This window comes from Moorena sp. SIO3H5, assembly GCF_010692395.1.
In the GTDB taxonomy this organism is placed as follows: Bacteria; Cyanobacteriota; Cyanobacteriia; order Cyanobacteriales; family Coleofasciculaceae; genus Moorena.
The window spans coordinates 1-12,070 of record NZ_JAAHHS010000235.1 but is presented as its reverse complement, the minus strand read 5'-3'; the positions used below and the strand labels follow the sequence as shown (position 1 = coordinate 12,070).

The following is a 12,070-nucleotide window of genomic DNA, read 5'->3' as shown; positions in this document are numbered from 1 at the left end:
TACCATTAGTAACGGCTAGTTGCACTGGATCATCTCAAAATTCTGTAAAGAGTGTGTAAAGATTGTGTCAAATTGAGAAGTGAGCCTTCCCTCTGTTGGTGCGCATTCACCCTTAGCTCTGTTGGTGCGCATTCACCCTTAGCTCTGTTGGTGCGCGTTCACCCTTGTCGGGAAACCCGACCGGGGTCACACCGCGTCGCAAAAAGGGCGCGCTTCGCACCGCATCAAATTTGATCGCAACTTAGGATTCAGTGGCTTTACCACTCCTTAAAAAAAAGGGTCGCGTGGGAAGCCTCTGTTATTCGAGAACACTAGAAAGAGTGATAATACCAAGTTGGACTCAAATTCGTAAGTCATTTTCTTGGTAGGCGTTCCCTAGCACTTTTTCAAAGCGCTAGGTTGCACCGCTTGCAGTTGTTATTAGTCCTTTGTCACCACTCGAGAACCAATTGAGTAATAGAACTTGAGAAATTCAGGCTCGATGTTAGTTTCTGGAAAATCTATGGATTTATAGCCATCAAAGCTCTGAAAACTCTCAAAATATACCATTTCCGACCCTGTCGTTCTTTTCGGTGGACTAAAGCCAATACTCTACAACTAGGCAGGAGTTACTCAATACTGGGCAACACAGTCTATAAGTAGTAGGGGGCATTATTAACGGAAGCTACAGATAAAATTGCTGCGTAAGTTTTGCTAGGGTGGGAATTATCCACCCTACTACTAACCTAAATTGCTAGTTATCAAAAAACACCTCAAAATGGCTTAAATACACCAAAACTTAGTATCGCTAGATCCTAAATTTAGATTTTACGGCGATCAGCCCACACTCTAACCATTAGGGGGAGTGTGGTTGATGTCGCATTTAATGATATATTGTACTAGCACTATTAATGCTTGAATCACAGAATCCCGTTTATTGGCATTTAGGCTGACCATCGGGGGTCGGTTGCTTTGATCAACAAAGCCCAACGCGATCGCTACATCCTCTTGAGACCAGGCTCCTTGACAATCAACATGGGTTAGGCCAATCACTAAGGGAATTTTCACACGCTGTCCCATAAAACTGAGGAGGCGACGGGAAGCGCTAAAGTTACTGGGACGATGGGCATCAACAAGGAGTATGTAAGCATGGGCTTTCCGAATCAGGATGTCCCACATGAAATCAAAGCGAGACTGTCCTGGAGTACCATATAAATGTAGCGCCATATCTTGAGCAAATTGCAAACGCCCAAAGTCCATCGCTACTGTAGTTTTTTGCTTAATTTTAGTTGTCACGTCCGTTGCTAAGCAATCTGTATCCACTACATCAATTTCGCTAACCGAGCGAATGAAAGAGGATTTTCCAGCACCCACGGCACCGGTTACAACTAGACGCATAATTTCCACGCTTATTTGCTGTTAGCCGTTCTGAAGCAGAATCGGAAACACGACAACATTATTGTCAACCACTGGATTAGGATTACCATGCTCTGATTGCATAAAAACTACCATTAACTCCAAAAAGTACCTAGCTGTTATTAATCGTTAATTACCTCCTTAAGAAACCAAGTAAGTGTTGCACAAAGCGATTGCTTAGCTCTTGAGGATTGTCCTCCTCAGTTCGATTGGCCCCAACGGCGACTGGCTCTAATCCCTGTGATTGCCAATAGTTCTGTTGATATGAAGTAAGCATAGGCACTTCTGTGACTAAACCCACGCTAATCAGCCGGAAGGATATCTGTTGAACCGTTTCCAGAGACTTCCCCAACCGAGTAGCAATATCAGTGAGGGAAATCGACCCATTGGCTAATTTCCAAACTGCAGCTTCCATTGGGTCTAGCCCTAACTGGCGATGACCGACCATCGCCCTAGATAGTGCTGAGGTTGTCTCAGGTAGCTTGTCTGCTAATCCAGTCCAATCTGGTAAAGCTCGCAGACCAATTAAAGTTGCTTTGGTAGCTGAGATGCTTAAACCCGTCATTTCTATGGTGGCCAAGGTTGCCTTAGAGTCAAACCTAAATTTAGCATCTTTGAGCCGGAATAAGCCACAAACTGAGCGTAGCACCTGGGCATGAAATAGTAGTCTCAACTGCTCTGGATGCAGAAATCCCTTAGTCTTCAAGTAAAGACCAATAGGTTTATTCGCCGGACATCGATTTACCTGTTCATTGATTACCTCAGGGCTCAGCCAACCCCGCTGACACATCATTTTCAGCAGGCATTGGTTATCCAGACGATGGCTAACTGCCAAGATCCGACCTTGGCGCAGTAGAATATGTCGAGCTTTTATTTCTTGACTATGCCTACTTAGCTTGAATCGGAGGGTTAGTAATCCAGTTTTGTTTCCTTGATCGAGGAACTGAAACAATTCTGGGAGGGAAAATTCCGCTAAAGAACTCGTGATAGCCATTACTTGCCAATAAGTAAGAAATTCACCTATTACTAGGCTTAAGTTTATTGATAGTCACATAACATAATGAATAATCTATTTTTTTTAATCCATTTTTTTGGATTTTATCTTAAAGTTATTAAATTTTAATTATTTTACAATGAAATTCCACCCAGTTGGTTGGTACTTAACTAAGTGTAAATCGAAAAAATTCTCTCTTATGGCTGATGCGTAACGTGAAGATATAAGCCTTAGAGAGGATAGGGTCAGCAGGGTTTCTGAAATTGGCAATCTGACATTGGCAATAGGCTTAACTCAAACCTGGCGCTTAGATAGCTTTGCCAGTATAGCCACTTCCAGTTAAGACCATAGGTCTCTTGAGTTACCTAAAATCAAAAGGATTTCTTAAATTATTCAAATAACAGTGACCATTTCTACTAAAAATCCTAGCTTTACATTATATTGAACTAGCTGTCAAGATTAAATTCACCCACCCTAATCTAATATCAAGTCTGGTTGAATACCCATCAATTTTGGGGCCCGGGCACGGGGAGGGTAGGGAGTGTAGGGAGATGGCCAGATGGCCAGATGGCCAGATGGGGGAGGTTTTTATTAAGCGATGCAGCGCGGTCTTGGGGGTTTCCCCCACTCGCTATTGCATCAAGACAGGGTAATTATCCCGAGACGATATAAGCAGTGGCAACCTTTCATATCTTTGCTGTGGCACTTTAACTAGAGTTTTGTTTCATAAATTCCTGGTATGGAATGGTGAGGCTCTAAGGCTGCCTTCAACTCTGGAATCACCCGCTTGATTTCCAGCATCAGCACCCCCTGTTTAGCTGCCTTGGTGGCTAAGACTAATAGAACAGCATACTCGCCACAGTTGGTTAGTATGCCATAACCTTTATTACCTTCTACGAAGATGCGGTCTAGAATGCCTCTGGACAATTCCGAGCCAATCCGTTCACCTAGGGATAACATAGCAGCTGACATGGCTGATACTCGTTCTTCATCCATCTCGCTCGGTAAACTCGATGCTATAGGCAGTCCATCAGGAGAAACTAAAGCAGCTCCTTGAACCTCACTGGTGCTGGTAACAAAATTTTGGATAATGGTCTCCAGCTTGGCGGTATTAATGGTCATGGTTATCCATTCCTCATCGAAACGTTACTGCTCAATCGAGTTCGTGGAAAATAGAGTGATAGGGAAAGTCTAGCCAATTATCAAGGTCTATTTGCCATACTCGGTCGTTGCAGTAAATTCGTCGGAGATCTGGCTTGGGTTAGGATATCAGGAACTATAGCCCAAAGGTACACAGAACCTATCAAACCTTTTGCCCCATATCAGGAAGCCTAGTTTCAGGCTATGGCGTAGACTCGGGTCAAATGAGCTATAATTCAGACTTTGTGGTGGCTGAAATTGCCTGGGTCGGGTTACTGGCGGAGGATTTGAATCCTAGTAAGCGTGCTGGTAAAACAGCACATATCATCCGTGAGGTTGAGAATCTAAGACCATAACGCACCAGGGTTTAGCCGGATAAGTAAGTTAATTAAACTAGCATTATAGACAAAAACTATGCGAACTCATTATTGTGGTGAACTCCGAAGCCAGCACATTGGTGAAACTGTTACCATCTGCGGCTGGGTCTCGAAACGTCGTGACCATGGAGGTGTCATCTTCTTGGACCTACGGGATATTCGTGGTGTTGTCCAAATTGTTAGTGACCCTGAGCGTACCCCTGATTCCTATAACGATGCCGATCACCTGCGCAATGAATATGTAGTAAACGTTACTGGACGAGTTACTAAGCGTCCTGAGGAGTCCCTTAATCCGAAATTGCCTACTGGCGAGGTAGAAATTTACGCTCATAGCATTAAACTGCTCAATAAAGTGCGTAAGCAGTTGCCATTTCAGGTGTCCAGTGCTGATACTGAGTCAGTGCGAGAAGACTTGCGGCTGAAGTATCGCTACTTGGACTTAAGACGCGATCGCATGAGCAAAAACCTGCAACTGCGCCATCAGGTGATTAGAGGAATTCGCCGTTACCTGGAAGATGAACAAGGCTTCATCGAAGTGGAAACCCCAGTGCTAACTCGTTCCACTCCCGAAGGTGCTAGAGACTATCTTGTCCCCTCCCGTGTTAATCCGGGTCAGTGGTACGCTCTGCCCCAATCCCCCCAATTGTTTAAGCAGCTGTTGATGGTATCGGGTATGGATCGATACTACCAGATTGCCCGATGTTTCAGGGATGAAGACCTCAGAGCTGACCGACAGCCAGAGTTTACCCAGTTGGACATGGAAATGTCGTTTATGTCCCAAGAGGAAATTCTCCAGCTTAATGAGACATTAGTATTTCACATTTTTAAAACAGTCAAAGGTATTGATATCCCCACACCATTCCCCCGCCTCACTTACGCTGAAGCTATGGAACGCTACGGAAGTGATAAACCTGATACTCGCTTTGGCTTAGAACTAGTCAATGTCTCTGATTTGATGAAAGATTCTGGCTTCAAAGTCTTTTCCGGTGCAGTAAAGAGTGGGGGTGTAGTCAAAGTTCTACCTATTCCTGGTGGTAATGAAGCTATATCGAATGTCCGGATTAAACCAGGGGGTGACTTATTCAAAGAAGCAAGCGAAGCTGGTGCTAAGGGGATAGCTTATATCCGGGTGCGAGAAGGAGGTGAAATTGATACCATTGGGGCGATTAAGGATAACCTAAGCGATAGTCAAAAACAGCAGTTATTAGAAGTAACTGGTGCTACTGCTGGTCATTTGCTGTTGTTTGGTGCTGGTTCAGCTGACATTGTCAATAAAACCCTCGACCGCTTACGACTTGTGATTGGTCAAGAATTGGGATTAATTGATTCAACCAAGATTAACTTACTCTGGGTAACAGACTTCCCCATGTTTGAGTGGAATGCGGATGAAAAGCGTTTAGAAGCACTGCACCACCCATTTACAGCTCCTCATCCTGATGACTTAGATGATTTGAAAACGGCTCGGGCTCAAGCCTATGACTTAGTATGGAACGGGGTAGAAATCGGTGGTGGTAGTCTCCGGATATACCAGCCAGAGATTCAGCAGCAAGTTTTTGAAGCTATTGGCTTGTCTGAAGAGGAAGCTTACAGTAAGTTTGGGTTTCTGCTGGAAGCCTTTGACTATGGTGCCCCTCCTCACGGTGGGATTGCTTATGGTTTGGATCGGCTAGTAATGCTATTGGCTGGGGAAGAATCGATTCGCGATGTGATTGCTTTCCCGAAAACGCAACAAGCACGTTCTTTACTAACCGATGCTCCAGGTGCTGTGGATGATAAACAGTTAAAAGAGTTGTATGTAGCTTCTACCTATCACGATGAAGCATGAAATATGAAGTATGAAACATTATGAAGTATCAAGTATGAAGTATCAAGACTTCATCCTTGATCTTGGTTAGAAGAGCGATCGCTTGGAGGTTCATTTAACCATGCCAGTGCCGCACCGCCAACTTCTGATACGATACTGATCAAACGATACAAGGCAACCGAACTCAGCACCACTGCCGGAGCAAAATCATGCTCTAGTAAACCCACTGCAGTAGCTTCAAATACCCCAACTCCCCCTGGTGCCCCTGGGACAATTAAGCCCAACAGCCAAGCTACACTAAACCCACTAAGCAACAGGGGGAGTTGGCTGGGGCTGATTGGACTTAAGGCTAACAGGGTCAGCAAAAAGCCTGAACCTCGCAATCCCAAAAAGCCCAATTCCCCCAACAATGGTAGGATTGGGTAGCGCTTGACCCGGATAATCTGATCAACACCCGATTCAATGCTTTTCTTCTTGCCTGTTAATTTAGCTAAATACTGTAGGCATGGGTTTAAACACCAAGGATGAATCAGTATCAGTACAGCAAACAGAATTGGGAGTTGAATGATCCGGCTGGCCAGAGGAGAGCTGATCAAAGCCAGCAATAAAGCACCTACTGCCATCATGGGAGGTTCCATTAACACGCTCAGAGTAGCTACTCCCAATGGAACTCCTGCTGTTTTCGCTGCCCAGATCCGACCATAGAAGTGCCAAACGTTACCTGGTAAGTATTTGGCAATGTTAACTTTGAGATAGATCCGGATACACCATCCAAGCCCTAGTTGTTGGTCGAATTCCCGGAGTATCCAATGCCAAACCCAGCCAGTCCAGGTGTGGGCTAGCAATGTCACGGCAACAGCGATCCCTAAACAAGTCCATCCAGAAGTGCTGATCCGAATGGCTAGCACTTCTTGCCAGTTGTCTTTCAAGGCTTTTGCTAAAAAGAATAATGTCCCACCTAAGATTGCCCAGCGTAGGTAAGGTTTTAGGCGTGATACGACTCGCTTAATCGCTACATTCATTGACTATCTATTCTAACATTTTTACAAAGTAATACGACACGAACGAAGATATCACAAATGACAGACAAAGAATGAGAGTGATAAAATGCTAAAAACTCAATTACATTACTAATAGTTAAAAATATATATTTAAAATATAGCATTTTTTATAAAAATTTAGAATTGATCAGCCGTGTCATCGAGTAAGCGTGTTTACCGCAAGTTGGGTTGTTACTAGGTCACTATTGCAACGGTTTTTTGCCCAAGAGGATTGAGCGTTGACAGTTGACGGTTAAAAGTCAAATTCAAGGATAGTCTTACCAGTAAATTACATCTTTAAGCGGCAAGTTAGTATTAGACTCGCTTACACTCGAAAGCAAGGGGCTTTGTAGCAGTAGCATCACTATGCCAGAAAACATGTCGGACAAGCCATCGTTCCAAAACAAGTCAAATGAGAAAGCTTTGGAACCAGAAGAAAACTTGGTCATGGGGTTGTGGGAAAAATTAACCTCACAGTTTCACGACGGAAAATCTACCTCACAGTTTCAAGACAAGTATTACCAAAGCTTAGTCTACGGTTTTGGTGACTTGAAGACGGTAGTGTTGAACACAAGGCTATCAAGGCTCTCATTCGAGCAGGTATTTGTCCCCCTAAGATTCGCTACAAAAATTTCAGGTAATAGACCTAACCCATGGACAAACTCCCATCAATCTCAGATCAGTCAGGAAATTTGGGATTTTATCGCCAAAATACCTAAAAGACCAGCCTATCGACATTTGGCAATCATTGCCCCCCCAGGGTCAGGAAAAACCACTACGTTGCAGCATTTGACCCTGACCTATGCCAACAATGCTCACCGCCAGTATAAAGCGCCAAAACTAATTCCTATACTGGTAGATTTGCGGAATAGTTGCGATCGCATTACTAGTGAGCAAACACCATTATTGCCACAGCTAGTTACGAAACAAGTTGAGGAAGGGTCATTACCAGGATTGGGTCAATCCGCAGGCTTGGATAAACCTCCTGCCAATTGGTTTCGGGATCAGTTAGAAAATGGCAAATGCTTAGTGATGTTGGATGGGTTGGATGAAGTCGCTGATCCGGATCAGCGTCACCAGGTGAGTCAATGGGTTAACCAGCAGATGCAAACCTATCCCCAAACTGCTTTTATCCTGACATATCGTCACCAGGGCTATCGTAGTATACTGGGGTCGCACATCGAAACAGTTTTAGAAGTACAACCATTCAATTTCAACCAAATTCAGCAATTTCTTCAGGGCTGGTATCGACAAGCTAATATTAGTAGTCCCAGAAAACAATTATCACCTCAGAAGCAAGTTGAGGATTTAGTAGAGCGGATTAGAAATAATCCCTCGATAGCTTCAATGGCAAGCAATCCACTGCTGCTAACTATGATAGCTACCCTTCACGCTTGCGGTAGCATCTTACCAGAGCGTCGGGGAGAACTTTACAGCAAAATTTGCCATGTATTGCTGGAGGTGTCATCCCCTCAGAACATCCCTAGACCGCTAACAAGTGTGCAAAAACAATCAGTCTTACAAAGACTAGCACTAGGACTGATGGAACAGGAAACTTGTGAATTCACCCCATCTGATAGTCAAGAGCACCTAGCATCAGTGGCAGAGAGTCCACTAAAACCAAAGGAATTTCTTAAGCATATAGAGACAGCTACTGGGTTACTAGTGGAAAGGAGGCTAGGTATTTACGAGTTTGCTCACCAGAGTTTTCAGGACTATTTAGCCGCTGCTCAGGTAAAGGAACTGAACCAAGAGCAGATCTTGATTAAAAATGTGGATAATCCCTGGTGGACTGAAACTATCCGCTTCTGGGCCTCGGATGCTGATGGCACTAACTTGATTCGTGCAGCTTTGGAAAAGGCAACAGAAGAGTCTTTAGCTTTTGCCTATAATTGCCTAGCGCAAGGGTTGACCGTTAAGCCTAAGCTAGAGCAACAACTTGAACAAGTCCTAGCAGCCGATTTAGCATCCCCTAATCAAGAAATTGCTCAGTTAGCTGCAGAGGTTAAGTTATCTAGGCGGTTGAATCAACTATTCCGAATTGATGACAGAATCGAAATTGGCTTGAGTTATATTACCTGTGCTGAGTATCAATTATTTTTGGATCAAAGCCTAGCAGCAGGTGAGTATCATCAGCCAGATCATTGGGAAAGCAAACGGTTTATAGCGTTAGAGGGAAATCAGCCAATTACTGGAATTGAAGCTCGTGATGCAAAAGCATTTTGTAAATGGTTGACTCAAAACTACTCAACACCAGGATTCAGGTACAGATTGCCCACTTCCGATGAAGCACAGGAGTACCAAGCGATTGAACAGCCAGTAGGCTGCTGGTGCCAGGAAAAAGAACACAACGTGATTGTGGGGATAAAAGCAGCTAAGTGGAAAAATTGGCAAAAACAATTAGCTAATGTTGTTCAACTAGATATAGCTCTAGATTTAAACCTAAACTTGGAGGGGGAACTAGAACTGTTCCGATACCTAGATATCCAACTCTACCGGTATTTAGAGCTTAACCTCTACCAATATCGAAACCTTTACCAAGAGCTTGAACAAAACCTCGACCTCGATCGATACCTTTACCAGAACCTTGAGCCATACCAAGACCTATACAAAGACCTCAAGCTAGGTAAATATATCAACCTCAATCCCTACCTCAACCTCGACCTTGACCGATACGAAAACCCAGATCTTAAATTACTCCGCTTCTATGTGCTGTTAGTATTTATTGCCTGGAGTGTGCGAGCTGATATTTATCAAAAAGCTGCTACCAATCCTGAAATCCTGAAACCTGTTCATTTGACGGTTAAAAATTGTCAAGACTTAAGCCGTAAGTATGCCAGTAATAGGGATAAAATTGCTCCAATTTACACATTATTTTTATTAATGGATGAGCGACGAACTGGTCGAATGCCAGCTTGGGAGGGAATTCGGGTTGTTCGAGAAAAAATTAACTAGACTATCCAATAAAAAAGGCAAAGTTATTAACAGTTATAAATTTAGATGCCTATATTACCATGGGCGAAGCGGGCAAGCTAAATGCTAATAGATAAATAAAATATTGCGAATTTACCATTATCATTAATCACCACAATAAACAATCAAATCAATTTCTACATCACCATTACCAGCCAGACCTATGACTCCAACCGTTGTTCGACAAGGTAACCGATTCTTGTTAAAATAAGAAGCATATAAGTCATTCACTGTCTGGTAGTATCTAAAATCAGTCACAAAAATGCGAGCCATAACTACCTGAGCGAAGCTAGTGCCAGCATGGTCTAAAACCAGCTTCAAGTTTTCCATTACCTGTTTAGTCTGTTCCTCAATTGACCCAATTATTACTTTTCCAGTGACAGGGTCTTCAGCTAGCTGTCCCGTCACAAATATAAAATCTCCTGCCCTAACAGCGTGGGAATAAGGAGCTACAGGTGGCAAAACGTTGTTCGGTAAAGTGATATATTCCAGCACCTTTTCAACTCCTTAAACAATAAACTTTAAATTTTTTTCTGAATTTGATTTTCAAGTGTGGAAATTATAATCAAGGTAGTCACTACCAAAGTTAGCCACTTGTGGTTTATTTTTGTTAGCCTGCATGAAAGCCTTCAATTAACTCAATACCTGAGCTCCTAGAATGTCTAGACCAGTTTTATACATCGCTATCACTAGCCACGGTTTTGGTCATGCTGTACGTAGTGCCTCCGTAGCTGCGGCTATTCAACGACTGTGTCCGGATATCCTACTGATTCTAGTAACAACAATACCACGCTGGTTATTAGAATCCTACATTCCGGGGGATTTTATTCATCGCCCACGGGCTTTTGATGTTGGTGTTATTCAAACCGACAGCTTAACAATGGATAAAGAGGTAACCTTAAGCAAACTACAGCAAATTCGTTCCAATGCTAGATCAATTATTGCTAGTGAGGTTGACTTTATTCGTAACAATCGAGTCGGGCTGATATTAGCCGATATTCCCCCCTTAGCTGTAGGTATTGCTCAAGCGGCTGACATTCCCTGTTGGATGATGAGTAACTTTGGCTGGGACTTCATCTATCGAGACTGGGGAGGAGAGTTTGCTGAGATTGCCGATTGGATCAGTGAGTATTATGGAAAATGCGATCGCTTATTTCGCCTTCCTTTACATGAACCCATGAGCGCCTTCACCCATATCACCGATGTGGGCTTAACAGGGGGGTCACCAGGGTACAGTACAGATCAATTAAGGAAGCATTGTGATCTGAAGTCTCCAAAGTCTAAAACGGCTTTACTCACCTTTGGGGGGTTAGGGTTGGAACAAATTCCTTACCATAATCTATCTAGATTCCCAGAATGGCAGTTTATCACATTTGACTCTCAAGCACCAGATTTACCCAATTTACTAAAAATCAAGGGTCACGACTATCGACCAGTGGATTTCATGCCCTTGTGCTCCCGAGTGATTTCCAAACCGGGCTACAGTACTTTTGCTGAAGCCTTACGCCTGGATATACCTATTTCTTCAGTTACCCGCTCGGGATTTGCTGAAGCCGCTATCCTAATAGAAGGGGTGCAAGACTACGGTCACCACCAGATTTTAACACCGACAGAATTTTTCCACGGCAAGTGGGAATTTCTCCATCATACTCCCAAGCCTCCCAGAAAATCTCAAAGCTTGGTAAAGGATGGAACAGACAAGATTGCTAAAGATATTGTTAACTACCTCCAGACTCACACTAAATAGCCTAGATAGCCCCTGCCATGATATCTACCGTAGATTCGCTTATAGAACAGATCCAGAATAGCCATAATTCTATCCCAAAGTCCATAGACACACCAGAAACCTCTACTATTGAAGAGCAAACCTCTAAAGAGCAGACCTCTTTCCCCAGCCTAGAGTTGGCAGCACGAGACGTTCGTATGGTACTTGATCAACAAAGGGAGCGCAGTCAAACCTTAACCACAAAGCTCAATATCTTGTTTGTCACTAACGGAGCCTTGTTAACCAGTTTAACCATCTCTGGACTAGTATTTTTTCGCAGCCCTTTTGGTATTGCTGAGATACTGGGATTTATGCTTAACTTTACCCTACTAATCCGTGCTTTTCTCCCGCGTCAGATCGCAGTCAGTCCCAACTTGGGAGATAAAAAATTCCTAGAACGTTACCTGGTACTCTCACCAGAACAATACCAGCTACAGATGCTGGTTAATCTGGTAGAGACTTATAATGCAAACAGGCAGCGATTAGAAGATTTTTCTCTATCGTTGAAGTATTCTGCTTATGTAACTTGGGGGGTTGCCTTGATTATTACGTTGAATGTCATAGCAGAGTTTTGCATTCCTG

10 protein-coding genes are annotated in these 12,070 nt (G+C 43.5%); 5 read left to right on the top strand and 5 right to left on the bottom strand.

Features of this window, described 5'->3' with window-relative positions; genetic code table 11:
* Positions 1–828: 828 nt before the first annotated feature.
* The 3 genes from F6K52_RS22770 to F6K52_RS22760 all read right to left on the bottom strand — a co-directional run bounded on the left by F6K52_RS22770 (position 829) and on the right by F6K52_RS22760 (position 3,511).
* Positions 829–1,377, bottom strand: a complete 549-nt coding sequence (locus F6K52_RS22770) for an ATP/GTP-binding protein (protein ID WP_293083099.1) — start codon at positions 1,375–1,377, stop codon at positions 829–831.
* 151 nt (positions 1,378–1,528) lie between these two features.
* Positions 1,529–2,389, bottom strand: coding sequence for a DUF4388 domain-containing protein (locus F6K52_RS22765; protein WP_293083095.1), 861 nt, complete (start codon positions 2,387–2,389; stop codon positions 1,529–1,531).
* 711 nt (positions 2,390–3,100) lie between these two features.
* A complete protein-coding gene (locus tag F6K52_RS22760; protein ID WP_071102467.1) occupies positions 3,101–3,511 on the bottom strand; it encodes a roadblock/LC7 domain-containing protein in 411 nt (136 codons plus the stop codon).
* 242 nt (positions 3,512–3,753) lie between these two features.
* Between F6K52_RS22760 and F6K52_RS22755 the strand changes: the two genes are divergently transcribed.
* Together F6K52_RS22755 and aspS are read left to right on the top strand one after the other, a co-directional pair.
* Positions 3,754–3,885: a hypothetical protein gene (locus F6K52_RS22755; protein WP_293083092.1), complete on the top strand. Its 132-nt coding sequence runs from the start codon at positions 3,754–3,756 to the stop codon at positions 3,883–3,885.
* 58 nt (positions 3,886–3,943) lie between these two features.
* Complete coding sequence (gene aspS / locus F6K52_RS22750) at positions 3,944–5,731, top strand: aspartate--tRNA ligase (RefSeq protein ID WP_293083089.1); 1,788 nt, start codon at positions 3,944–3,946, stop codon at positions 5,729–5,731.
* A 50-nt stretch (positions 5,732–5,781) separates the two neighbouring features.
* On the opposite strand, the gene F6K52_RS22745 is transcribed toward aspS, so the two are convergent.
* Positions 5,782–6,732 (bottom strand): YbhN family protein, encoded by a 951-nt coding sequence (locus tag F6K52_RS22745; RefSeq protein WP_293083087.1) that lies wholly within the window; start codon positions 6,730–6,732, stop codon positions 5,782–5,784.
* Between the two features lie 384 nt (positions 6,733–7,116).
* Here F6K52_RS22745 and F6K52_RS22740 point away from each other — a divergent pair, with 384 nt between their 5' ends.
* Positions 7,117–9,705, top strand: coding sequence for an NACHT domain-containing protein (locus tag F6K52_RS22740; protein ID WP_293083085.1), 2,589 nt, complete (start codon positions 7,117–7,119; stop codon positions 9,703–9,705).
* 123 nt (positions 9,706–9,828) lie between these two features.
* Here the strand turns inward: F6K52_RS22740 and F6K52_RS22735 are convergent, their stop codons facing one another.
* Entirely contained in the window at positions 9,829–10,218 is a 390-nt protein-coding gene (locus F6K52_RS22735; protein WP_293083083.1) for a RidA family protein, read from the bottom strand.
* A gap of 163 nt (positions 10,219–10,381) precedes the next feature.
* Between F6K52_RS22735 and F6K52_RS22730 the strand changes: the two genes are divergently transcribed.
* A complete protein-coding gene (locus tag F6K52_RS22730) occupies positions 10,382–11,470 on the top strand; it encodes a glycosyl transferase (protein WP_293083080.1) in 1,089 nt (362 codons plus the stop codon).
* 17 nt (positions 11,471–11,487) lie between these two features.
* The coding region (locus tag F6K52_RS22725) for a hypothetical protein (RefSeq protein WP_293083077.1) at positions 11,488–12,070 on the top strand (583 nt) is incomplete at its 3' end.

Coding starts and splice junctions, on each gene's coding strand:
- F6K52_RS22740 (WP_293083085.1), top strand. CDS start 7,117: ATGCCAGAAAACATGTCGGACAAGCCATCGTTCCAAAACAAGTCAAAT.
- F6K52_RS22730 (WP_293083080.1), top strand. CDS start 10,382: ATGTCTAGACCAGTTTTATACATCGCTATCACTAGCCACGGTTTTGGT.
- F6K52_RS22770 (WP_293083099.1), bottom strand. CDS start 1,377: ATGCGTCTAGTTGTAACCGGTGCCGTGGGTGCTGGAAAATCCTCTTTC.
- F6K52_RS22745 (WP_293083087.1), bottom strand. CDS start 6,732: ATGAATGTAGCGATTAAGCGAGTCGTATCACGCCTAAAACCTTACCTA.
- F6K52_RS22755 (WP_293083092.1), top strand. CDS start 3,754: ATGAGCTATAATTCAGACTTTGTGGTGGCTGAAATTGCCTGGGTCGGG.
- aspS (WP_293083089.1), top strand. CDS start 3,944: ATGCGAACTCATTATTGTGGTGAACTCCGAAGCCAGCACATTGGTGAA.
- F6K52_RS22760 (WP_071102467.1), bottom strand. CDS start 3,511: ATGACCATTAATACCGCCAAGCTGGAGACCATTATCCAAAATTTTGTT.
- F6K52_RS22765 (WP_293083095.1), bottom strand. CDS start 2,389: ATGGCTATCACGAGTTCTTTAGCGGAATTTTCCCTCCCAGAATTGTTT.